The sequence below is a fragment of the Colwellia sp. Bg11-28 genome (genome assembly GCF_002836245.1).
Lineage (GTDB): Bacteria > Pseudomonadota > Gammaproteobacteria > Enterobacterales > Alteromonadaceae > Colwellia > Colwellia psychrerythraea_A.
On record NZ_PJBA01000008.1, the window covers coordinates 79,211 to 105,534 of the forward strand.

Here is a 26,324-nt window from a genome sequence, read left to right on the forward strand (position 1 = left end):
AGGCTATTACGGATTATCTGTAGTTGGCTAAAAGCTTACCAACATTCGCTTTAGTCGTTTTAGTTAACTTCTGTATTAAAGAAAATGGCACTTCATCAATACCAGCTTGTTGCTGAATATCATCTAACATCGCGACCCAAAGCTTTGCTGTCATTTCAGAATCGTATAATGCTCTATGGAAACTGCCATTTGAGGCAATGCCTTTATAGTTAATTAATGTACCTAACTTATGGTTAGGTGCAGTTTGATATAATCGACGAGATAACAATAACGAGCAGGCAAACTGCCCATCATAACCCGACGAAATACGCTTTAGCTCACTATCTAAAAAACGCTTATCAAACGATGCATTATGAGCAACTAGGTTTTGCCCTTGAATAAAATCGCTAAAACGATCCATGACTTCATGACATGGCGCGGCTTTACTTAGCATTACATTAGTGATGCCAGTGTAATCAGCAATAAAATGACTTACCGGTCGCCCAGGGTACATCAGCTCTTGAAAACGATCAGTTACCACACCATTTTCAAGTTTTACCGCACCAATTTCAATGGCTCTATCGCCATTATCAGGTGAGAGACCGGTTGTTTCAAAATCGAGGATTATTAGAGAGTTTGCGTTCATAAATTAGTTACAGAGTAGTGATCAAGTAATGGTCATTAATAAAGCTTGTTGAGGCTTCTTTAATTTTGAGTTAATGATATCAGCTATAGCAAGAATGTTGTGATTTCATCTCTATAAAATTTCAACTTTACGCAACATATATTGGCAGCGATAAAACCACTTCAACACCTTGCTTAATTTTATCAGTGCCTTGAAGAGCACCTTGATAATTGTCTATTTTAATAGAGCCATTATGGTTAAATAAAATTTGTCGGCACAGTGCTAAACCAATACCACTACCTTGAGGTTTTGTGGTGTAAAATGGCACAAAGACATTAGCTAAGTTTGCAATGCCTGAGCCGAAATCTCGAATAGATATATGCTGCCAATTTCCTTCTTGAGAACTGTTAATCTCAATGACTTTTTCATCTATTTTACTCATCGCTTCAACCGAGTTTTTAAATAAATTTATCAACACTTGTTCAAGCTGATTTTTATCCGCTTCAATTAATAATTCGCATTCTATTTCACACTGTATTTTACATTGCGGATAAAGTGTCGAAAGATTATCAATCAACAATGCTAATTTAAATGCTGATTTATTCGGTTTGGGTAACTGAGATAGTTGACTGTAGCTGGCAATAAATTGGCTTAACGAGTCTGCACGTTCATTAATAATGTTAATGCCATCAAGTAAGGATACTTTGTCTACTTCGCGATCTTCCCTTTGTAACTTTTTTTGCATTGATTGGCTGATGGTAACAATTGGCGTTAATGAATTATTCATTTCATGACTTAATACCCGAAGCAGACTTTGCCAAGCTTTACGCTCTTGCTCCATTAATAGACGTTCGGCATTAGTAAGGGTATAAAGTTGATGCTGTTTGCCATCACTTAGAAAAGACTCTTTAGATAAAAAGTGCTCGCCGGTAATGAGCCCTTCTTTAAATTCAATAATGCCCGCATTGGCGCTAATAATTTCAGCGCCAATAGGTAAAGTCGCTAATTGAATATTGGTTATATTATCGGTCTCATTACCGACCTGACCCAAAACAAGTTTATGCGCCGAGGCATTCGCCATAACGACAAAACCTTGCTCATCAGTGGCTAATACCATGGCATCCATTTGTTCCATGATGCGCTCTAATAACAAACGTGATTCTTTGGCTTCAATTTTATGTTTTGACAAAGTATCCGCTAAAACGTTAACTGAATTGAGCAGTTCTTGAAACGCTTGGTTCGTTTGAAGCCGCCCTCTTAATGTGTAGTCGCCATCAATCATCGACTCAATTAAGTTAGATAAGGTGCGGATTTGATAATGTGAATTTTGTCTACTCGCCACGATGACAAAACTACACAGCAGTAATAAAACAATGAGGATAAAAGCAATTAAATAGCCTGATATTTGCGTTAAGAAAAGCGCAGTGGCTGTGATGAAGAAACACGGTATACATACCAACAATAATAAATTATGTTGGTTATCGCCGCGTTGAGTTTTTGACTTACCCAAAAGTAATTGCCAACTTTTTTTAATCCAGTTCATACTTACTCAAACGTCGATAATAACCACTTCGACTTAACCCTAAGGACTTCGCTGTTTCAGTGGCATTACCACGATGAAACTTCAGACGCTTGATTAAGGTTTTCCTTTCGATTTCATCAAGACTTAAATTGGGATCATCCAAAGATTCAGCAGCACCATTTTCAGAGTTATTAGCGCCTGTTAACATCAACTCTTGGGTCTCAATACTGTCTTTTTTACAGGTGAAAAGCACTCGTTCCATCATATGGCTGAGTTCACGAATATTACCAGGCCAGTCATATTGCTGCATTGCAATGATGGCTTGTTCTGTAAGTTTAGGACAAGCTCGATGGTATTTAGCACTGAAAGATTGAAGAAAGTGCTCAGCGAGCGCGGGGATATCTTCAACTCGCTCACTTAATGACGGTACTCTTAACTCAATAGTATTTAATCGGTAATACAGATCTTGTCTAAAGGTATTGTTTTTAATATCAGCCAATAAATCACTGTTAGTCGCCGAAATAATACGTACATCTGCATGTAATGATTTACTACTGCCAACCGCCTCAAATTGTTGTGCTTCTAATACGTGCAGCAATTTAGCTTGTTGAGCAAAAGGAATATTGGCAAGTTCATCTAAAAATAAAGTACCTTGGTCTGCCATTTCAAAGCGACCAATACGATTTTCTTTGGCGTCAGTAAACGCCCCTTTTACATGGCCAAACATTTCGCTTTCAAAAAGTGATTCGGGTATAGCGCCCATATTAACAGGCACAAAAGAATGTTTTTCTCGCGTAGAAACACTATGCACATAAGCTGCAAGCATGCTTTTACCAGTGCCATTATCACCAGTTAATAAAATACTCATATCGCTTTTTGCTAAATCATCAAGGGTTGCTAATAATTCTTGCATAGGTTGGGATTGTGCAATGATACCTGCACGACTGCCAGGGTGGGCTTGCGAGGTGAGCAATTGATTTTGCTGACTGAGTCGCTGTGCTTTTTTATCGGATTTTGCCAAGGCTAATTGATTGTCAATCGCGCTGAGCATACGTTCATTTTTCCACGGTTTTTGAATGAAGTCTTTTGCGCCAGCTTGCATAGCTTCAACGGCAATATCAATAGTCGCCCAGCCAGTCATCACGATAATAGGAACATTAAGTTCAAGTTCTGTGATTGCTTCCACTAATTGAACACCCTCAGCACCAGAGGTTGTGTCTTGCTGAAAGTTCATATCAAGCAGAATCAAATCAACACTTTGAGTTTTTAAATTATCTAAAGCAGCTTGTGGCGTTGTGACCGCTACAATATCAAAGCCTTCATCAGCTAAAACAAATTTTAAACTGGCAATGATATTAATATCATCATCAGCGATTAGTATTTTTTTATTCACAAGCGTTTATTCATAAGTAGTTAAGTTTCCGAGATTATGTCTTCACTGTAAGTAATATCGAGCAAAGGAACAAGAATTAGATAATTAGAAAGCCTATTTGCTTAAAAAATTGACTGATAAGGGTAACAGATGAAGTACGAGATCCATCTATTACCCTAGGCAGCTTAATCAGCCTACTCGTAGCGTAACGCTATGCTCGGTTCCATTTTAACGGCACGCTTGGTTGGTGTGAAAATTGCCAACATAACAATGACTGAAAGCACCGAAACTACCGTAATAGCAATGCCGAAGTAAAGGTATACCGGGAATATTTCTTCAGTAAACTTATGAAAACCAAAAGAGATTAAAGCAAACAGTACCACCGCCAAGCCTAAACCAATAACTAACTGACGAGCCCCCTGCTTTAAAAACATCTGCGTAATATTTTTATCACTAGCGCCAACAGCACGCCTAATACCTACTTCATGGGTACGCTGAGCCACTGAATTTGCCGTTAAGCCATAAATACCCACCATGGCCAATAATAAAGCAAAGAAGCCAGTACCAAAGGTTACATTCGACATTAAGCCCATTGAATCTCGCATCATGTTTCTGTTCTTACTCGCTAATTGAACCGAATATGTCATCTCAATAGAACGATCGGTATCAAACATGGCTTGATAGAAAATTTCTTCCGCGTTTTGCGTATTGGGTAAAGTACGATAATAAACAATTTGGAAGCTATTGATAAATTGTAATCCTGATACATAAACTTCATCAGCACTATCTAATCGGGCAAACATAGTAGAAGCATTAAGACGGTCTGTAACAACGCCAACAATAAAAACTTTTTCATTTTTATCATCTATTTTCACCTGAAAACTTTTTTCTAAAGCAGACTCTCCCGGCCAATAACGCTTAGCCATAGATTGGCTTATCATAGCCGTTTTACGGTGACCCAACTTATCAAGGTGAGTAAATTGTCTCCCTGCGACTAAGTCAATACCCACTGTTGCTGTATCACCAATAACCGTAATCGTATCAATTTTAGGTTTGCTCTCTTCAGAGGCATAATCCTTACCTTCTAGAGTCACTGTCGATTGACGTCGCCAATCATTTGCAACAACACCAACCACTTGAGGATGTTGCTCAATGTTTTCTTTTAACGATTGAAATAATGCTAATTGCTGCATAGGCTCTGGGTATTTATTTTCAGGTATCGACATTCTTGCTGACATCACATAGCTATAATCATCGCCCATTTCAAGGTTAATCAATTTATGTGATATGTAGGCAGAAACAGAGCCAATTAACATTAAAGTGGCGACCAAAAATACTTGGCTAGTGACTAATATTCGAGAAATTCTGCCTGCTTTTTTACTTTGAGCACCACGGGTTCCATCTCTTAATGTGGTATTAATGTCTTGATTTGCAGAGCGCCATGCCGGTAAAAAAGCTGACAGTAAAATAGTAACCACGGTAAATGCAATGCCCATTAACAACGTTTGTAGATCCATACTCCAATGCCACCAAAAGGAACCTCCACCTGGAATCCACGAGTGAAAAGCAATTTCGGTATAATCTAAAGCAGCCCCAACCAATAGTAATGACAAAATGCCACCAACCGTTGAAATGATAACGCCTTCCCACATTAACTGGCTAACTAAACGAGAGGTAGTTGCCCCCAAAGCAGCGCGAATAGCGGTTTCTTTTTGACGTTCAATGGTACGAGCGAGTAATAAATTGCCGACGTTGATACAAGCAAGTAATAAAATCAACCATGAAATGGCATTTAAGAAGACAAAAACAATACTGCCTTGGCCGTTGGTTTGCGCCGCTTGGAATGACATCAGCTTCGCGCCTTTTTCAAACTCAGGCATGTTATATAATGCTACATTCTGTTGATAAACTTGGTTAATGGCTTGCCCCAACTCCAATTCAGCTTGTTCAATAGTGGTACCAGCGTTAACTCGGCCATAGGCAAAATAGTTTTCACTTTGCTCTGCCGTAGCATTAAAAACGCTGTCTGACAGTGGCAACCAAATTTGTGAAGTATTAGGAAATAGATACCCTTTTGGCATAACCCCAATAACATCAGTCATCACCCCATTTAGCATCAGGCTTTTTGACAAAACACCTTCATCGCCATTAAGTTCAGACTGCCAAATTTCATAGCTAATTAATGCGACTGGCGATGCACCTACTTTGTTATCTTGGGCTTGTATCGCTCGACCTAAAATAGGTTCTGTACGGCTGAACTCAAAAAAACCATTTTGGACATAGCTTCCTGAAATATCTTTACCTGATTGTTCAACAGACAAACGAATATTACGATTATCATAAACACCAAACTCGGTAAAACTGGTTACACTCTCTTTAACATTGTTATATTCATAACCCGTGATTAAGTTATAGTTACCGTCAAATTCAACAGTAATCGCTTTTGCCGTTTCAGCCTCAGGTATTGGTAGAGGTTTGTAAACCATGGTATATAAAAATGAGAAGGTGAATAAACTAATCGATAATCCACCGATTAATACCCCCAAGGTCATCGCAGTAAATTTAGGCGCTTTAAATAACAAGCGAAAAGCGTATTTAATATCTATTAACATCGACATGTACTTCTCCTAAGGTTTAGCCCGCAGCCAATTCAACTGGTTTAAGCGTTACTTGACGATCATGATTGATATTGTCTTTGATCAGTTGCCCATCAAACATTTCTAAACACCTACTTGCTCTCTTCGCTGACGAGGGATCATGGGTCACCATGCAGATAGTTGCGCCATCATGATGAAGTTGATCGAATAGCTGTAAAACTGCCTCGGCATTTTTTGAATCTAAGTTACCTGTTGGTTCATCGGCAAGAATAATTGAAGGGTCATTAACTAAGGCTCTAGCAACGGCAACGCGCTGTTGTTGTCCGCCTGATAATTGTGAAGGGTAATGGTTTTTACGATGTCCCATTTCTACTTTCGCTAATACTTCATTCACTTTAGCTTCAATGGCTTTTTTAGACTTTCCTGTTTGATACGTCAACGGCAACATAACATTTTCAAATACCGTGAGATCTGAAATCAAATTAAACGATTGAAAAACAAACCCTATTTGTTCACTGCGTATTTTTGCTCGTTGATCCCGTGTTAAAGCAGAAACATCACTACCTGCTAAATGATAATGCCCTGAACTAGGTGCATCTAATAATCCTAGTAAAGAGAGTAAGGTTGATTTACCACAACCTGACTGACCACTGAGTGACAGGTATTCCCCCTTATTAATCTCTAGGTTAATAGTATTTAAAGCCCGCGTTTCTATCTCTTCAGTTAAGAATTTTTTGCTAATATTTTTTAAGGTGATAAGTGCAGTCATAATTATTCCCATATCGTATCAGCAAGTTACTTGCTGCTGATTTTCATTTTTTGAGTAGTGTGTATTGAGTAACAATTCATTAAGTATTATTGGTAATAGACCATTAATTGATCTTAATTTCTTGATGTTCTTGCCAGCTTGATGTGTCTGAAATAATGATTTCATCACCAAGTATCAAACCATCTATAATTTGAATTTTATTTACTGAACTTTGACCTAAGCCAACGGAATATTTACTCGCAAATTGCTGGTCTTGGCTCAGTTTATACAGGCCAACCTTAGTATGTCTTGGCGCATAAACAGGTCGCTTTACATACAAAGCATTTTCAATGTTGCTAATGGCAATCAGCCCATCAACGGTTAATTCAGGACGAGCTTCCGTTGGTAAGTCACTCATTAGTTTGACATCAATTAACACCATGCCAGATTTTACCGCTGGGTCGATACGCGTCACTTCACCAATAATCTCACTGATACGAGTATCAATAGTCACTAATTGGCCTAGCGCAATATCTCTTACCCTAACTTCTTGTACCTGTAATTCTGCAAATAAGGTGTTTTGATCGGCTACTAAAGCAACACTATCTCCCACTTGAGCACGTTCACCGAGTTCTAGTGAAACTTGTTGAACAACACCAGACGTTGATGATCTCACTTGCAGCGCAGCGACTTGCTCTTGCACACGCTGATAATTATTTTCAACTAAACCAATACGGGCTTGTTGAGCAATTTTTGTTGCCGCCATATTCGCTTTCATTTTTTCAGTTTTTTGTTGTTGAGCGCGCCAAGATTGCATTTGTTGCTTAACAGTTAATTGGCTTCTTTGGTATTCGAGCGCAGAGACTGTCGCATTACCTTGTGCCAATAGAGCGGTTTCTGCATCAAGTTTTAGTTTCGCTGATTGATAGCTATATTCTGCAGATAATACTGAATTTTCTAAATCAACCATCTGTGATTCTAGCATCACAAAAGCAACATGACTTTCAGCCTTTTTTGCTTCCAGCTCCCAACGGGCCTTTTCTAAATTACGATGTAGTTCAGGGTTAGATAATTGTACAAGCACATCACCTTTATTGACTTTTGCGCCTGCTTTAACAAAAACTTGCTCTGCTCTACCTGAAACTTGTGAAGATACCCAACGAATATTAAGTGGTTTTAAAACACCTGTTGCACGTACATTCACTCGAAAATCACCCTGCTCTACCTTGGCAGTAACAACAGCGCTTCGTTCAATAAAGTAAGAGGCATTACCTAAAATATTTCTTAATGAATAAGTGCCGATGAGTAGAATAAATACAGGTAAAACAAACCAGTATTTTTTCCAAAGTGGTTTTTGAACGGCTTTTCTTTGTATATCCATGATTCATCTTAAATTTGTAAATGAGATGATTAGTTTTTACAAGTCTTGTGCCATCTGTGAAATAAAAATTAAAATACTGATTATATTGAGTTTTATTTAAATTACACTGTTACTCATATGAGGGGGTGTGTCAATTTCGACACGGTTTTTATTGTAGTGAGTCGCACTTGTGAGACATGAACACTTGATATTTAAATGAACATTACTGCTTTAGTGATGACTGATTTGCGCTAATCACTACAATAGGGCTGTGAAAGCAGAAAGTTCTTAATGCCATGTTAGCCTATACAAAAACCTGTCTAGGGTAATTAGATTTAAAATCCTCTAAAAAAGATGCGTTTCAAACTAAATTTATTTAACATTTTTTCCATTAATTCAACATCTGAAAGCCGATCATCTAACGCTTGGATTTGTTGTGAATGTTTATCGAGTTGCCTATCTTGTGATCTATCTAAACCACCACTAGCAATAAAACTACGAATTTGTATTAGTTCACCTTTATCTAACCAAATCCCACAGCTAATGCAGGAATCAATAATTACCCCTGAGATAGCTTTAAAGTTTTTCCGGGACATTAATTTATCGCAACAAGCACAAGGTAAATATCCTTCCGCTTTTGGCGTTGGTTTCCTAAGAAAATTTGGCTCCGACTTTTCATCACGATAAACGTCAAACTCACTAGTTAAAACTTTAAATTTATCAGGCTCTAGCCATAAACCTTCACAGCTTGTGCACTTGTCTAATTGATAATGATTAAACTGAAAAACCACTAAAGGTTCTTTACATCGAGGACATTGACGGTTTTCATTCTCTATTTCTTGTTTCATCGAACCACCGCACATAGGGCAAATACGACATGTGCCTTTTACTATGTGTTGGCAGTGAATGCAGTGCGAATTTGACATATAAATCCATTATAAAATACTTACTATGGAATTTATTGTAATTGAGTAACAGGCTAAAGTAATTACTTTCAGTCATGCAATAGGTATATAGAAGCTCCCCCTCATGCGTTGGTAAATAAAAAGAGTACTTATTTTGAATAATAATTACTCTTTTATTACGCTTTAATCTATTGCTTAACTATTTTCTTGTAACCATCCTTTTGTATCAGTAATATCAGCGCCGCCAAATGACAATGATAATAAGTTAGCTGCAACCAATTGCTCTCCGGTAAAGCTGTGCTGCTGATATTCTAATTTAGGCGCGGCAATCGCATCAGAGATGACCTGGCACTTATAACCTTTATTGACCGCACTTCGACAAATAGTTTGCACGCACGCTTGTGCCATTGCACCGACAATAACTAAATTATCTATACCTAATTCAATCAATGTTTGTTCCAATGTTGTCTCAATAAAACTGTCTATTTGATGCTTTATAATGACAGGTTCATTTGCAGTAGGTTTAACACTTGATTCAATTTCAGCGCCTACTGTATTTGCACTGAAAAAGGCGGCATTAGTCTCTTCAAATAAATGCTGAATATGAATAACAGGCAGTTCTTTTTGTCTAAAGTGTGCTAATAATTGACTGGCTTGTTTGGCTGCAAAATCAGTATTATCAAGCTCAAAACGACCCCCACTAAAATAATCATTTTGTAGATCAACCAAGACTAAAGCCGTTCTTTTATCGTCAACAGGTTTTGTATGCTGTGCTAAAACAGTAAAGTCGTCTTCTTCAAGGTACCACTGACCGTCTTCTGCCAAGGTCCACAGCTCTTTACTGATAAAACCACTAGCAATATTCATACGCCAATTCGCTGAAAGTACTGTTTGTCGGTCATTTAATACTTTGATCTCAATGTTTCGATAAACTAAGTCACTTGGGTTGCTTTTGGCAAACTCGAGCCAAAAATCAGTAATAGCTTCTATTGAAGTGAATTTTCCAAAAGGATGAACTTGCATCGTTGCACTGGGTAGATATCGGTTAATACATGTTTGGACATTCCCTTGATTGAAATCAGAGATCCACTGGGCGCTAGCTTGCATAACGTTATTTCTAATAGTGTTTAATGTTGTTTGATTCATTTTTTATCTCTTAGTTATTTCAGAAGCACCATTTTATTGTTATTCTAAAGAATGATAATTAGCCAAAAGATGAAAACAATGTTCAATAAAAGTGAACAGAAGCGCTTAGCTTACCAAATGTTAGTATTTGATGAAGTGCTTAAACAAGGCTCATTTACAGAAGCGGCTCATAGCCTAGGGCATACTAAGTCAGCAATTAGTCAGTATGTCAGTCAACTTGAACGAGCCTTAGGAGTTCGTTTGCTCAATCGGAGTACCCGTACTTTAAATTTGACGCCAACAGGACAGCTAGTTGCCAAACGTAGTGAGCAATTACTTGAGTTATTAACCGTCACTTTAGATGAAATACAAGAGAGTGCTATAGCACCAGCAGGCCGAATTGCAATAACGGCTCCACATGCTTTTGAGGCGTCTTTAGTCACACCAATCATTACTGAGTTATGTGATGAATACCCCAAACTTACACCTGAGCTTACTTTTACCGATGAACGTTTAGATATACTTAAACATCAGCTTGATCTGGCCATTTCAGTGGGACCACAAAAAGATAGTTCGTATCATGCGATACTGATTGGGGAATTAGAAAGTGTGTTAGTTGCATCGCCAAAATATTTGGCTAAACATACAGGCATTAATGAGCAAAATTTATCACTACAAAATTTAATTATGCTGCCATGGCAACATAATTTTTCTCTGACTAAAAATGATAATAACGCGATTACTTTTAGTAGCTTGAAATATCTGAAAATGAATACCTCAACCAGCGCTATCAATAGTGCAATAACAGGTGCGGGTATCTGTTTAATTCCGTCAGTTTTTATTAAAAGTGAACTACAATCAGGTGCTTTGCAACACGTACTACCTGATTATTTGGGTGAGCCAAGAAATGTCTATGCGGTGCATTCTTATCAGCAACAGTTACCGTTAGTCCTACGGTTATTTATCAATAAATTAAAAGCTAAGTTCTTGCAAGAACAATGAATGTTATATACCCGTTAATCCATCACAGCGCTTTGAATTGAAATAGCTCTCGCACTCTGAAACATTCATCTTGATTGGTAACGGATATAACATATAAGACGGGTTTTAAGGATTGTGTTAATCGCGCAAAAAAGCTAAACATTCCGAATTATTACCACGAAAAATAACTCTGTCGGACTTGAGTCCTAATTGATATTGATACATAGGATCATAGTATTCGCTGAGTAATGGTTTTAACCAATCCAAGTGATACTTCTGTTCACCATTTTGTTGCTGCGTTAAAGCCGCACTCTGTATTGTCTTTAATTGGCCATAACGCTCTGTACCAAGACGTTTTCGTACTTTGAATAGTCCTTGTTCCAAATATTCACCAAAGGCGATAAAACCTCGTTCAACGCCATAAGCAGCTTGGTATTGCGCTGTCATTTTTATGATGTATTCTTGATATATATGTTCAAGTCGATAGTCTAAGCTTTCTTCAATAACGACTACTGGCGCTAACGTCATGGCATTTCGTAAACTTTCAGGTAAATGAACACTACCTATTAATCTGCCTTCATCTTCTAAGACTAACCTTTGATCTAAAGAAAAGTTACCCCTAATATATTGTTCAGCCAGCTTATTTTCGAAATTTAATTGATTTGCTTGCGGTGTAACGAAGCCACCAAAACTTGAGCCTCGATGTCCTGCTGCGCCTTCTAAATCGAGGCTGTTAACACAATGGGTCAGAAAAGGCGTTTTTCCACTACCGGTATTACCGGCTAAAATAGTTAAAGGGTGTAACGCTAGTTGCTCAAGTTCGTTCAATAAAAACTGACGCAGTGCTTTATATCCCCCTGTAATGAGTGGATAGTTAATTCCTGATTCCTTTAACCAGCGTTGCACCGTTTGTGAACGTAAACCGCCACGAAAACAATATAAATAACCTTGTGGATTTTCTCGTGCAAAGGTTTTCCATTGTGCCAATCGACTGGCTTTACTTTGTCCTGAAACTAGCGCATTACCCAACTTAATGGCAGCTTCTTGGCCATTTTGTTTATAACAAATACCAACTTCTGCTCGTTCATCATTGTTCATTAAGGGGTAATTAATGGACAAATCAAAAGCCCCCTTTCCAAACTCAATGGGGGCACGTACATCCATTAACGGGATCTTATTTCGAATGATAGTGCGAAAATCAGCACTGTCGGCGCGCTCTGTTGCTGAGGTGACTTTTCCAGAGGTATTTATGCTCATGACAACAAACTCACTGTAGGCGAAGTTGCCGCCACGAGTTCAGCAATAGGTTGTAGATTAAGACCATTCTCTTTGCATAACGCTTCAAAAGCTTCTTTGCCTTGTGGTTTCACTGCCACAAGTAAACCACCACTGGTTTGAGGGTCACACAAAAGTATTTTTTGTTTGGGGCTTAACGGCCCAACATGCTCGCCATAACTGATAAAGTTTCTCTCACAACCACCAGGTACGCAACCTTGATCAATGTAATCATTGACGAAATCAAGACGCGGTACTTGCTCAAAATCAATAACTGCAGCAACCCCACTGCCCTGACACATTTCTAAAAGGTGTCCTAATAGTGCAAAACCGGTTACATCGGTCATAGCAGTAACTACCTCTAGTTCTGCAAACTTCTGTCCAATGACATTTAGGGTCTTCATCGCTTGTGGTGCTAGTTGCGCATGTTCAGGTAATAATTTCCCTTGTTTTTCAGCCGTGGTCATAATGCCAATACCTAATGGCTTGGTTAAGTACAGAAGATCGCCAACCTCTGCAGTATTATTTCGCTTAATGTGCGCATTATTAATTAGTCCCGTAACCGCTAAACCAAAGATAGGCTCTGGCGCATCAATGGAATGACCGCCCGCTAATGGGATACCCGCTTCAGCACAGATAGCTCTAGCACCATCAAGCACTTGTTGAGCGATTTCTGGTGCTAAAAGATTGACTGGCCAGCCCAAAATAGCTATTGCCATGATCGGTTTTCCGCCCATGGCATAAATATCGCTGATGGCATTACAGGCAGCGATTTTACCAAAGTCAGTTGGGTCATCAACAATGGGCATAAAGAAATCAGTGGTTGAAATCACACCTTGATCATTACCAATATCGAAAACGGCCGCATCGTCTTTAGTACTATTACCCACTAAAAGTGCGTCATTCACGGGTAAAGCAAGTGATGACTTTAGCATCACATCAAGTACCGATGGAGAAATTTTACAGCCACAGCCTGCGCCGTGTGAGTATTGAGTCAAGCGAATTGATGTCATGGTGATTCGTATAAGAGAGTAAGCAAGTGACTAATTTACAGCAATACCTTCCCTGTTACACCCGTCGATTAATATATAATTGTTGGTGTTAGGGTAAAACTGAAAATAATAACCTTAACTTAGCTGATCCCATGAGCAGTTTTAATTTGAGGAACCTTGAAAAATTTAAAAACCACCGTATAAATACAATGCTAATGGTATGAATAAAATGGATAGTACGGTACTTAAAAACACCGATAAGCTCGCTTTCTCTGGTTTAGCATTTAATAAGACAGCAAGTGATACGGTATTGCCTGCAAGTGGTACAATTGAAAACAGAATCAGTACCTTGTATAAATCTTCGTTAAGTAATTGAATAAATGATTTATCTAGGTAAATAAGCGCCAAAATTGAAGCCGGCCAAAAAATGAATTTGATGATAAAAGATATTTTGATAAATTTAACATCCAAGTCTTCACTTTTGTTAAAACCATGAAGCCCCATCCCCAACATCATCATTCCTAGAATCCCATAGGAGCTCTTAAATTGATCAGAGTAAAATGTTAACTCTTCTGGAAGCTTTATTCCCATGATGTTCAATGTAATTCCTACAATAAAAGCATGCAGAATTGGCAGTTTAATTATCTTAACAAGACTTTGTTTAGCGGTGAAATTGCCCTTTGCAGTGACATAAAATCCTGTAGTATTTTCATATAAAAGAGAAGCTAACACCGTAAATATATATATATTCGCTAAATCTGTATCGAAAAAGATCAGAGCAAGCGGTATTCCAAAGTAACCTGTGTTTCCCGTTCCACTTGAAAAAGCTAAAATATTCCCTGTTGGGTCATTCCAATTTTTTCCAAAAATGAACAAAGTAGCGAAGGCAATGATAGAACCGAAGATGTATAAAAAAATGGGTAAAAAGGCAACACTGGCATTAATTTCTACACTCATTGTTGCAGACAATACAACAATAGGTCCTATGATATAAATAAGAAGAGCAGCAACACTATGTCTTTGAACATCCAAATATTTTGTCGCAAAAAAGCCTAAACCTACATTGATGTATAGTGGGAAAATTTTGACTAACAGTATTAAAAATATATTCACATTATTCTTCACGTCATAGTATTAAGGAGAGCTATAGGTATAAATAGTAAAGTCATTTTCGAAGTAGTTAATAAGCAAGACTTCATACTTTTATAAAGTCTTGCTTCTGAAGAGTAATGATAGTGGTTAACCATGACCATACTTAGTAAGTTAACTATTGCACTATAAAAATTTTAAATTACTTACCTATACCACAAACTTTGCTGCCAGACTTTCAAGCGTATTAGCAATCTCTACTTGCTCACTAGCTGCCAGAGATACATCTTGTGCTCCCGATGTTATTTCAGAAGACTTCTTATCTATATCATTAACATTTTTATTGATATCTTCCGTGACGCTAACTTGTTCTTCTGCTGCAGTAGCAATTTGTTCGATCATCAGGTTTATATCCGATACTGCCGTTACGATACTTGTCAGTGATAATTCAATTTGATGAGCACCATCAATACTTTCATCAGCACGTTTTTGGGTACCAGCCACCATAGTATTTGCATTGCTGGCTTCGCTTTGCAATTGATTGATAATTTCTTCAATTTCAATAGTGGAGTCTTGAGTACGTTGAGCTAAGGTCCTAACTTCATCTGCCACTACGGCAAAGCCTCGCCCTTGCTCTCCTGCCCTTGCTGCTTCTATTGCTGCATTTAGGGCAAGTAAGTTAGTTTGATCCGCAATACCTTTTATAACATCAATAACATTTGATATATTTGACGTTGTAGAGTGCAGTCCTGATATAAGCGTGCCTATTTCCGACACTTCTGTCGCTAAATTATTGATTGCTTCTAATGAGTTGCCTACAACAGTCTGGCTCTCTATTGCTTGAGTATTTACTTGATGCGTCGAAGACATCGCCTCATTGGCATTACGAGAGACTTCTTGTACTGTTGCTGACATTTCCTCTATTGCAGTAGCAACCTGAGCGGTTTCATCACGCTGCTGTTGTAAACTATCTACGTTATTATTCACAATGACAGATGACTGTTGTGCCGATGCAGCGAGAGAAATACTACTACTCTTTATTTCAGTGATAGCATTAGAAAAGGTGCTAAGTGTTTTATTTAAGCCTTTGGCAATGTTACCCAATTCATCCGTACTAAAAACACCTGCCTGTACCGTTAAGTCATTATGTTCAGTGACTTTTTCCATCGTTACTGAAATCTCATTCAATTGCTTAATTAAATTTGTCAAAATAACGTAGACAATAAAAATAGTCATAATGAACGTTATAATAATAATAATTAAATTAATACTGACTCCTCTACTTGCTTCATGAAGCAGTTTATCTATGTCAGTAATGAACTCATCAGCAACGAGATTCTCAATATCTTTTAGTAAATTAATTCGTCCTGTCGCGCTTTTAAACCATGCACTCGCATCAATATTGAAAGGACCAGCTTGACCAACCGATACTGCCACGTTTCTCATTCTATTAACTTCAATTACAGCATTACTATTTAAGCTGTTTTTATAAGCGTTTATGGTATTAGATGATGCTTTAGCGCTGAATTGTTCTAAATAACTATCTTGTAAAGCCACTAAGCTAGTAAATTTTTGGAAGGCCGCTTGTGTGAACTTATCCATTGCAAAACCACCACTAGCAACAGCCCGCTCTATACCAGCCCGCTCTTTAGCTTCTAAAAGAACATAATACCCAATGGCGTTACTGACTGTTTCTGTTGGACTAATCGTTGAAAAGAACTCTGCTAAGCTAAGCATCTCATGGTTTTGGGTTGTGTAGTAACCAATAGCATCATTGAGTGAAATTGAGAGTTCATCAGAACGAGCTCTAATCCTGTCTAATTTTAACAAACCATTTTTAACCGTTAAGATAATATTATTTACTTTGTCATTCTCAGATGAGAAAACTTTTAACTTTGCATTTAAGAGTGTGTGAGCTTTATCGGTAAGTTTTCGTTGTTCTTTTAACTCGTAAGAAAATTTTTCACCTTTACTACCTAGATAAACTGCAGTGGCGCCACGCTCTTTTTGCAACTCATGAACCAGTGCATTATTAGCAACTGTTAGCGTAATCAAGTCATGAATCTCTTCAAGCTGCCCTTGTTTTGAGGTCAAGATATTTAAATTGTTCAAACTAAAATACAGTGTGGCTAAAAGGGGTATCAACACAAGTAAAATTAACTTTTGTTTAAACACTAAGTTATTAAGTAAATTCATATGGATCCTTATTAAGGTTTTAACAAAAATTTAAACAACAAAGAAATAAGCGATCCCTTCCCACTCTTCAATAGTTAAATTTTTACATTTAATAAAATAAAATATTGTTTGGTTCTAGTATAAACACTTTCGCTAAAAGGTACTGATTAATTAGGTAAAACTTTAGTCTACACCTAACCAGTGATTGTTGAGATAACGCACCAAACGTTAGCGAATATCACCTTTCTATTGTAATACATTATAAAAAAATTTATAAAAAAATCCCACCGTGATGCACACGGTAGGATTTTTATAGAATGCTATTTTAAATAGTATAGCGGTAGTCGCTAATTGCTTAAGGTAAGTAGCTCTTACCCATTAAGTAACTGTCTACTTCACGCGCACAACGACGACCTTCATCAATTGCCCAAACAATCAAGCTTTGACCACGGCGACCATCACCAGCAGCGAACACGCCTTGTTTGCTTGTAGCAAACTTATCGTATTCTGCAGCTATGTTAGAACGATTATCTTGCTCAAGGCCAAACTGCTCAACTAACCCACCTTCAGGACCCATAAAGCCCATTGCGATGAGTACGATATCGGCTGGAATAGCTTTTTCACTACCAGCAACTTCCTGCGGGAACATTTGACCTTTGTCATTGCGTTCCCAAGTAATATCAACCGTATGAACCGCTTTAACATTACCTTGCTCATCACTTTCAATTTTCTTAGTCATCACCAAATACTGACGAGGATCTTGACCTTGAATCTCAATAGCTTCCTTTTGACCGTAATCAACTAACAAACGTTTTGGCCATTGTGGCCAAGGGTTGTTATTCTCTTCACGTTTTTCTGGTGGACGCGGCATGATTTCGAGTTGTATAGCATTTGTACACTGATGACGTAATGAAGTGCCGATACAATCGGTACCAGTATCACCACCACCAATAACGACCACATTTTTGCCTTGGGCATTAATGTACTGGCCATCTTTATGTTCGCTATCGAGTAAACTTTTAGTATTCGCTTTCAAGAAGTCCATGGCAAAATGAACACCATTAAGTTCTCGACCTTCAACAGGTAAGTCACGTGGCACCGTGGCGCCAATACATAACACTATCGCATCAAAGTCGCTTTCAAGTTTCTCAACACTAACGTCTTTACCTACTTCGGTATTAGTAACAAATACAATGCCTTCTTCCGCTAAAATATCAACGCGACGTTGTACTAATTCCTTTTGCAGCTTCATATTTGGAATACCGTACATTAACAAACCACCGATACGATCGGCACGTTCATAGACAGTAACCATATGGCCAGCTTTATTAAGCTGTGCTGCAGCAGCAAGACCAGCAGGTCCAGAACCTATGACAGCAACGTTTTTACCTGTACGTGCTGATGGTGGTTGAGCGACTACCCAACCTTCCTTAAAGGCATGATCAATAATTTCTTTTTCATGTAACTTAATAGCCACAGGATCAGCATTGATACCTAGTACACAAGCGCCTTCACAAGGTGCTGGGCACACACGCCCAGTGAACTCAGGGAAGTTATTGGTTTTATGCAATAGCTCTATTGCATCTTTCCAACGGCCTCGGTAAATCAAATCATTCCATTCAGGAATAACATTGTTAACCGGACAACCCGCCACGGCAGGCGCAAACTCTGATTTTGCCGATTGGCAAAATGGTACGCCACAGTCCATACAGCGAGAAGCTTGTTTTTCTACAGCTTTTAGTGGTATTTCTTCATAGACTTCAAGCCAATCAGATAAACGTTCACCTGCTTTGCGTTCAGTTGGCAAGGCACGACCTACGTTGATAAATCCTGTTGGATTTCCCATAATATATTCTCCTTGGCAGCTTAAGCTTTAGCGCTAGCTAGTTTATTTAAATGGATATCGAATGCTTGAACGGCAATGTCATATTCTGACTCGAACTTACCGCTTTCGCGCACGTCATTCATATAACCTTGCATTCGCTTATAATCAACTGGCATGACTTTAACAAAACGTTTCACGTTATTGTCCCAATCATTAAGTAATTCATTAGCGACATCTGAGCCTGTTGCGGCAAAATGTTCTGCAATTAATGCTTTTAACTCAAGGCTTTCTGCATCGGTATCAACTGTTTCTAATGAAACCATTTCCATGTTGCATTTAGGTGCAAAGTCTTTGTTATCATCAAGTACATAAGCAACACCGCCAGACATACCCGCGGCAAAGTTACGACCTGTTGCGCCTAAGATTACTGCTTTACCACCGGTCATGTATTCACAACCGTGATCACCAACCCCTTCAACAACTGCCGTAGCACCTGAGTTACGAACACAGAAGCGTTCGCCAGCAATACCTCGTATAAAGGCACTACCTGAGGTTGCGCCAAAGAAGGCAACATTACCAATTAGAATGTTTTCACTTGCTATAAACTTAGCTTGCTTGCTTGGGTATACTACCAAGTTTGCGCCAGACAGCCCTTTACCAAAGTAATCATTGGCATCGCCTTCCAGTTCAAAATGCAAACCTTTGGCTGAGAAACAACCAAAACTTTGACCCGCAGAGCCGTTAAACTTAACCTTGATAGTATTTTCTGGTAAGCCTTCAGCTTGATACTTCTTCGAGATTTCATTAGAAATCATCGCACCAATCGTTCTATCTGTATTGATAACATCATATTCAAGAGAAACGCTTTGCTGACTATCAAGAGCCACTTGCGCATCTTTTATCATCTTGCGATCAATAATATCGTCAATTAAATGCTTCTGATTGATTGATTGATAAAGCGTTTCACTCTCGTGAGATTCTTCTTTGTGCAATAACGGCGTTAAATCAAGTCCTTGGTATTTCCAATGATCAACATTTTCAAGCTGTTTAAGACACTGAGTCTGACCAACCATTTCTTCAATGGTTTTAAAACCTAGTTCAGCCATGATTTCACGTAAACCTTCAGCCATCATGGTAAAGAAGTTAACTAAAATATCAGCACGACCAGTAAACTTATCTCGTAAACCTTTGTCTTGTGTCGCAATGCCAACCGGACAAGTATTTAAATGACACTTACGCATCATGATACAACCTTCAACCACTAGAGCTGTTGTTGCCATACCGTATTCTTCTGCACCAAGTAATGTTGCAATAGCTAAATCGCGTGGTGTTTTAAGTTGACCATCCGTTTGTACAGTAATACGGCTACGTAAGTGATTACGTACCAAGGTTTGATGGGTTTCAGCCAAACCAAGTTCCCACGGTAAACCCGTATGTTTAATTGAACTCAATGGTGAAGCACCAGTGCCGCCATCGTGACCTGCAATAAGTACTACATCCGCATAGGCTTTCGCTACGCCTGATGCGATAGTACCTACGCCAGCTTCTGATACTAATTTAACGTTAACACGCGCTTCACGGTTAGCATTTTTAAGATCAAAAATTAGCTGTGATAAATCTTCGATAGAATAAATATCATGATGTGGAGGTGGTGAAATCAAACCAACACCTGGTGTTGAACCACGCGTTTTACCAATCCAAGCATCAACTTTGTCGCCAGGTAACTGACCACCTTCGCCCGGTTTTGCGCCCTGCGCCATCTTAATTTGTAATTCGTCTGCATTAGTTAGGTAATGACTGGTAACGCCGAAACGACCAGAAGCTACTTGCTTGATGCGCGAATTCATTGAATCGCCATTTTCTAACGGTGTATAACGAATAGGATCTTCACCACCCTCACCGCTGTTACTCTTACCGCCAATACGGTTCATAGCAATAGCTAAGGTAGTGTGTGCTTCCCATGAGATAGAACCAAATGACATAGCACCTGAAGCAAAACGTTTGAAAATATTTTCAATCGGTTCAACTTCACTTAATGGAATTGAAGGACGATCGCTATTCAGTTCAAGTAAGCCACGTAAGGTAAAGGCTTCTTTACTTTGATCATCAACTGTTTTGGCGTATTGCTTAAATTGATTGGTATCGTTACTTGCCGTTGAATGCTGCAGTAAACGAATAACCGTTGGGCTAAATAGATGACGTTCGCCATCATTACGCCATGAATATTCACCACCTGTTGGCAATAAGTTTTCAACAGCAATACGGCTCGCTTCAGGGAAACCTTCACGATGACGTAATAACGCTTCTTGTGCGATTTGATCTAAGCTTAATCCTTGGATTCGACTAACCGTACCAGTAAAGTACTCATCGATAACATCAGAGTTGATACCTAATGCTTCAAAAACTTGCGCACCTAAGTATGATTGTAACGTTGAAATACCCATTTTAGAGAAAGTTTTCAATAAACCACTGCCTACTGCTGCGGTGTACTTAGCCACAATTTCTTCATCAGTTAACTTGCTGTCAAGTACGCCTTCATCACGTAAGCCATACATACTTTCTAGCGCTAAGTAAGGGTTTACCGCTGCCGCGCCATAACCAATAACGGTAGCAAAATGATGAGTTTCACGGATGTCTCCTGATTCTAAAATAATATCAGCGCCAGAACGTAATTTTTCGCGAATTAAGTAATGATGAACAGCTGCTGTTGCTAATACTGATGGAATAGCAACATGGTCACTATCAACTTCACGATCACTTAAAATTAGGATTTCATAACCATCTTCAACGGCACTTTTTGCGTTAAAACATACACGGTCAAGCGCCTTTTTAAGTGCGCCAGCTTCACCGCTAGCTTTAAAGGTAATAGCAATGGTTTTTGATTGCAGATGATTATTATCAATATACTGTAACTTGCGTAATTGATCGATTGTTAATACCGGCTGTTCAATTTCAACTTTGTGGCAATGCTCTGGTGTCTCATCGAGTAAGTTAAACGACTTACCAATATAACCACGCAATGACATAACCAACTCTTCACGAATCGGATCGATTGGTGGGTTAGTTACTTGAGCAAATAATTGCTTAAAGTAATGAGACAATTGTTGTGGACGGCTAGACAATACCGCTAAAGGCGTATCTGTACCCATAGCGCCTAATGGCTCTTTAGATGTACCAACCATACCCGCAAGCACTAAGTTAAGATCTTCGCTAGTATAACCAAAGGCTTTTTGCATTTTACGCAGTTCTGCCAGTGGCGGTTGAGCAATAGACGCTATTGGAACTGGTAATTTATCTAATTCAACTTTGTTATCTGCTAGCCACTTACCGTAAGGCTGAGCTGAGCTGACTTGTGCTTTTACTTCATCATCACTGATGATACGACCTTGCTTTAAATCAGCAATGAATATTTTACCTGGCTGTAAACGGCCTTTTTCAACGACGGTTGACTGATCAACACACAAGGTGCCTGTTTCAGAGCCCATCACTAAAGTACCATCTTCAGTTAACAAGTAACGTGAAGGACGTAAACCGTTGCGATCAAGTGTCGCGCCGATAACATTACCATCACTAAACGATAATGAAGCTGGGCCATCCCATGGTTCCATGATGCAGGCATAATACTCATAGAATGCGTGTTTAGTTGCATCCATATCAGTTTGTGTTTGCCATGCTTCTGGCACCATCATCATCATAACTTGGGCTAACGAACGTCCACTTAACACCAATAACTCAATCGCCATATCAAGGTTGGCTGAATCAGAGTTATCGTTATTACAAATAGGGTTTAACATTTTCAATTCAGCATCGCTAAAATTAACTGAGCTAAACAATGCTTCACGAGCATTCATCCAGTTAATATTACCGCGTACTGTGTTAATTTCGCCATTATGGGCGATATAACGGAACGGCTGAGCACGACGCCAAGCTGGAAAAGTATTCGTTGAGAAACGAGAGTGGAACATCGCCATACCAGAGATAGTACGCTCGTCTTGAAGATCAAGATAATATTGGCGAACTTGCTGCGTGGTAAATTGTCCTTTATAGACAATTTTGGTTGATGACATTGAGGTAACATAAAACTCATCACGTTCTGTGATACCGCTAGCATTAATCTTATGCGAGGTGTATTTACGCAAAACAAATAACTTACGCTCAAATTCTTGAGCCGTTAATGCTGCTGGTTTGGCAATGAATACCTGCTCAATGTTCGGTTCGCTATCAAATGAAGCCGCACCTAACATAGAGTTATCACCCGGGACATCACGATAACCTAATAAGGTTAAGCCCAGTTCAGTAATATTTTGGTTTAGAATTTCTCTACACGCTTCGCTTTGCGCTTTATCGCGCGGAAAGAAGATCATGCCAACGCCGTAATTTCCGGCATCAGGTAAGCTAAAGCCTAATTTTTCGGTTTCTTGGCTTAAAAAATCGTGTGGGATTTGAATAAGAATACCGGCACCGTCACCACTTTTGACGTCAAAACCAGTACCACCACGATGCTCCATACAACTCAACATGGTGAGTGCATTTTCAATAATATCGTGAGTTTTTTTACCCTTTAGGTTGGCGACAAAGCCAATACCACAACTATCATGTTCAAACTCGGCGCGATAAAGGCCTTGGGATTTTTTGCTCATATCATTCATTGCTTATTCCTATTTCATCAAACTATTTCTATTAGCTTCTTTTGCTTTCTAATTAAGCTGCTTGCTAATTAAGCTATATATTCTTTATGTTCAAAATGTGCGCTGCTGATCCTTCAGAATATTACTTAGAATTTCTTGAACATCGAACGTCAGACTTCTACCGAGTCTTTCTGAGACGAATGCAATTGTGAAAGTCATTATTAATTGCGGCCGGCAAAATTACCCGCAAAATGGTTCTGAGTCAATCATTTTATGAATATATATACGACATATTTGAATATATACAACAATAAAAGTGATTTGAAACGATTGAAAACTATTACTATTTACGCTAAATGGCAGCTACATTTAGTAGTGCACTCACACACACGCACTTGAATGTTTGAATAAAACGCCAAAAACATCGCATAAAGAACCAAAAAGCACGCCTACTGTAAAATAAAAAAAACACCTACTACACTAGGGTTAGAGTAAGAATCACTGTTTTACTCGACATATTATCTACGAATAAAATAGTACTAAGTCTATTGAGTTACTTACCGCTAGGGATAGAGTGAAAAGACAGAAACGAAAGTCATCGATTGAGAGAATAGTTATTCAAATAATATATAATCAGGATAATTGACTCTGCATAATCTAATAAAGTCACTCTCTATAGCATTAGCATGCTCTAAGAAGCTAAATTAGCCCTTAAAATGACTTTAGAACCCCATTAGTGCAATTACTCTTATTAGTCTTGTTAAATGTGAATTAGAGCGTATTACCTAATAATGATTAATTTAGTTCAGTTGAGTCGAAGAACTTGCCTTTTCCTACCTTAAACTTTACTTAGCATTTATATCAGCTTTGATTTACTAACATTGGCTAGGGCCGTTAGTCCTTCCTATAGTGATTTGGTAGTTTAATATGAAATCTAATCGCCAATGCGCGTAGAATAAAAGCAATAAAAAAACCTCCGATCAAATCATAATTAGCCGGTAGGCTTAAGGTATTGAGCCACAGGTACATAACTGAACCCGCCACAGTTGTGGTGATATAAAGTTCTTCGTTCATCAAGGTAAGGTTGCTACCACTAAGTACATCACGTGCGATACCGCCAAAGCTAGCTGTCATTACTCCCATACAAATGGCGATCAAAGGAGAGGTACCAAACTCTAGCGCAATCTCAGTGCCAACTACGGCAAATAATGCAATACCGACCGCATCCATCCAGATCAGTGCGCGCGTTATAGAAGCTAATTTTGGTGCGATAAAATAGGTTATTGCTGTAGAAACCAAACAGACGATGATCCATATCGGCTCTCGTATCCAGAATACGGGGACATTACCCAGCAACAAATCGCGAAGTGTACCGCCACCGAGACCGGTAGCTGTACCAATCAGCATGAACCCAAGAATATCCATTTTCTGGCGAGCGGCATCAAGTGCCCCCGATATTGCAAAGACTGCCACTGCAGACAATCCCATAATATTCACTACATCGGTAATTTCAAATAACACAGCAGCACTCTCATAACTTTCATCTTATACCAAACGGATTAATTAGACTTTACCCAACCCTCTTATTTTCTTCAATCGCAAAAGTTAAAACCAGCTAATAAATCTTATTAATGGTCAGGGCATTGCTTTCAATATGACAAGAAGTAGATAAATATGCTCTATTTCCTTGCTAACTTGATTAAGTCACACGTTTTTATAGCTCACAGAAAAATTACAAAACTAGACAGTAATGACCAAAAAACGAGGCATCAGAGCTAAATAACAATCTGATGCCCCAAAGAACACGGGTTTAACTTACTCAATCCCCATCAGTAAACGAGGTAAAAATAATGCTAAATCCGGTACAAAAGTAACTAAAATCACCATAGGTAAGTGACCAAAGCACAATAACTTAACCGTCGGAACAATATACTTATTGAGCGGTAACTTCGCGACTCCCCCTGCCATATAGAGCATCGGCGCGCAGGGTGGCGAAACATTACCCAAGCCAAGATTTACCCCTACGATTGCGGCAAAGTGAATAGGATGAATCCCAAGAGCCTGTACTACTGGCAAGAAAATAATCGCCGCTAAAACACCACCGGAAATATCATCAACTATCATACCGATCAGCAGTAATAAAAGGTTAATCACTAAAAGGATGACTAGCTTATTATCAGATAACAATAATAGTGCTTCGGCAAGTTGTTTTGGCACCTGCTCTAAAATCATTGCCCTGCTCATAATGAACAAGAAGAATAATACCGCCATAATTGAACCCGTCATAATAACAGCACGCACTGTGGCACTGCCCAACGTTTTAAAGGTTAAGCCTTTATAGACGAATAAACTTACGGGGATTGCATAGATAACCGCGATTGCCGCCGCTTCTGTTGGCGTAGCAATACCGGTATAAATAGCACCTAAGATAATAACTGGCATCAATAGTGCCCAAAAAGCATTATAGCCAGAAGTAACTACGCCGCGTGCTGCTTGAACAAATGGCAGCGCAGGTTCTACTTTTATCAAGGTATTATTACGTAAAAACCAGAAATTTAAGCAACAGTATATTACGGTTAACATGATGCCAGGGATAATGGTTGATAGAAAAGCTGCGCCGACAGACAACCCACCAGTAATCGAAAAAATAATCATTGGAATACTTGGTGGTATTAACAGTGCAAGTACAGACGAACAAGCAACTAACGCCGTCGCGTGCCCTTCTGGATACCCTTCTTCTTTCATCCGCGGGATCATAATCTGTCCAATTGCCGCAATGGCAGCCGAGGAGCTACCGGAAATAGCGCCAAATAGTGCACAGGTTAAAACAGTTACTGCACCTAAGCCGCCTTTAAGACGACCAACAATTGAATTAACAAAATCAAGCAAGCGGTTTGAAATACCACCTTCAGCCATTAAAATCCCGGCTAAAATAAACAAGGGTAAAGCTAATAGGGCAAAACCACCACTGGTATTAAATCCGTGAATGACCAAAAATGAAATGTCATTACCTGTAGCAAAAGTAAACATTATCGCGCCGATACCAAAGGCAAATGCTACCGGAAGTTCAGCTAATAACAAGACAACTATGACCAGCATAGATATGAGAAAAATAACCATAATATG

17 protein-coding genes are annotated in these 26,324 nt (G+C 38.8%); 1 reads left to right on the plus strand and 16 read right to left on the minus strand.

Annotated elements, in window-relative coordinates; all coding sequences use genetic code 11:
* Positions 1-13: 13 nt before the first annotated feature.
* From CXF79_RS16450 to CXF79_RS16485, 8 genes are all read right to left on the minus strand, one after another.
* Positions 14-625, minus strand: coding sequence for a 3'-5' exonuclease (locus tag CXF79_RS16450; protein ID WP_101156565.1), 612 nt, complete (start codon positions 623-625; stop codon positions 14-16).
* A 127-nt stretch (positions 626-752) separates the two neighbouring features.
* A complete protein-coding gene (locus CXF79_RS16455; RefSeq protein WP_101156570.1) occupies positions 753-2,147 on the minus strand; it encodes a sensor histidine kinase in 1,395 nt (464 codons plus the stop codon).
* Positions 2,134-3,519, minus strand: a complete 1,386-nt coding sequence (locus CXF79_RS16460; protein ID WP_101156572.1) for a sigma-54-dependent transcriptional regulator — start codon at positions 3,517-3,519, stop codon at positions 2,134-2,136. Before CXF79_RS16460 ends, CXF79_RS16455 begins: the two co-directional genes overlap by 14 nt.
* Positions 3,520-3,692: 173 nt before the next feature.
* Positions 3,693-6,116, minus strand: a complete 2,424-nt coding sequence (locus tag CXF79_RS16465) for an FtsX-like permease family protein (protein WP_101156575.1) — start codon at positions 6,114-6,116, stop codon at positions 3,693-3,695.
* A 16-nt stretch (positions 6,117-6,132) separates the two neighbouring features.
* The gene (locus CXF79_RS16470; protein WP_101156578.1) at positions 6,133-6,864 is read right to left on the minus strand and encodes an ABC transporter ATP-binding protein; all 732 of its coding nucleotides are present in this window, start codon (positions 6,862-6,864) and stop codon (positions 6,133-6,135) included.
* 103 nt (positions 6,865-6,967) lie between these two features.
* On the minus strand, positions 6,968-8,224 hold the full coding sequence (locus tag CXF79_RS16475; protein WP_101156581.1) for an efflux RND transporter periplasmic adaptor subunit: 1,257 nt from the start codon (positions 8,222-8,224) through the stop codon (positions 6,968-6,970).
* A gap of 314 nt (positions 8,225-8,538) precedes the next feature.
* Positions 8,539-9,129 carry a zf-TFIIB domain-containing protein gene (locus CXF79_RS16480; RefSeq protein WP_101156583.1) on the minus strand — a complete coding sequence of 197 codons (591 nt, stop codon included), beginning with the start codon at positions 9,127-9,129 and terminating at the stop codon, positions 8,539-8,541.
* A gap of 174 nt (positions 9,130-9,303) precedes the next feature.
* Positions 9,304-10,254, minus strand: coding sequence for a cysteine hydrolase family protein (locus CXF79_RS16485; protein ID WP_101156585.1), 951 nt, complete (start codon positions 10,252-10,254; stop codon positions 9,304-9,306).
* 78 nt (positions 10,255-10,332) lie between these two features.
* On the opposite strand from CXF79_RS16485, the gene CXF79_RS16490 reads away from it, so the two are divergent.
* Complete coding sequence (locus CXF79_RS16490; RefSeq protein WP_101156587.1) at positions 10,333-11,235, plus strand: LysR family transcriptional regulator; 903 nt, start codon at positions 10,333-10,335, stop codon at positions 11,233-11,235.
* 117 nt (positions 11,236-11,352) lie between these two features.
* On the opposite strand, the gene mnmH is transcribed toward CXF79_RS16490, so the two are convergent.
* The 8 genes from mnmH to CXF79_RS16535 form a co-directional block, all read right to left on the minus strand.
* The gene (gene mnmH / locus CXF79_RS16495; protein WP_101156589.1) at positions 11,353-12,471 is read right to left on the minus strand and encodes a tRNA 2-selenouridine(34) synthase MnmH; all 1,119 of its coding nucleotides are present in this window, start codon (positions 12,469-12,471) and stop codon (positions 11,353-11,355) included.
* The gene (gene selD, locus CXF79_RS16500) at positions 12,468-13,502 is read right to left on the minus strand and encodes a selenide, water dikinase SelD (protein WP_101156591.1); all 1,035 of its coding nucleotides are present in this window, start codon (positions 13,500-13,502) and stop codon (positions 12,468-12,470) included. Before selD ends, mnmH begins: the two co-directional genes overlap by 4 nt.
* Positions 13,503-13,667: 165 nt before the next feature.
* Positions 13,668-14,594, minus strand: a complete 927-nt coding sequence (locus CXF79_RS16505; RefSeq protein ID WP_101156593.1) for an AEC family transporter — start codon at positions 14,592-14,594, stop codon at positions 13,668-13,670.
* 186 nt (positions 14,595-14,780) lie between these two features.
* A complete protein-coding gene (locus CXF79_RS16510) occupies positions 14,781-16,766 on the minus strand; it encodes a methyl-accepting chemotaxis protein (RefSeq protein WP_101156595.1) in 1,986 nt (661 codons plus the stop codon).
* 334 nt (positions 16,767-17,100) lie between these two features.
* On the minus strand, positions 17,101-18,591 hold the full coding sequence (locus CXF79_RS16515) for a glutamate synthase subunit beta (protein WP_101156597.1): 1,491 nt from the start codon (positions 18,589-18,591) through the stop codon (positions 17,101-17,103).
* Positions 18,592-18,611: 20 nt separating this feature from the next.
* On the minus strand, positions 18,612-23,219 hold the full coding sequence (gene gltB, locus CXF79_RS16520) for a glutamate synthase large subunit (RefSeq protein ID WP_011041610.1): 4,608 nt from the start codon (positions 23,217-23,219) through the stop codon (positions 18,612-18,614).
* 873 nt (positions 23,220-24,092) lie between these two features.
* A complete protein-coding gene (locus CXF79_RS16525) occupies positions 24,093-24,719 on the minus strand; it encodes a trimeric intracellular cation channel family protein (RefSeq protein ID WP_049757728.1) in 627 nt (208 codons plus the stop codon).
* 294 nt (positions 24,720-25,013) lie between these two features.
* A complete protein-coding gene (locus CXF79_RS16535) occupies positions 25,014-26,318 on the minus strand; it encodes a TRAP transporter large permease (RefSeq protein WP_101156599.1) in 1,305 nt (434 codons plus the stop codon).
* Positions 26,319-26,324: the final 6 nt, after the last annotated feature.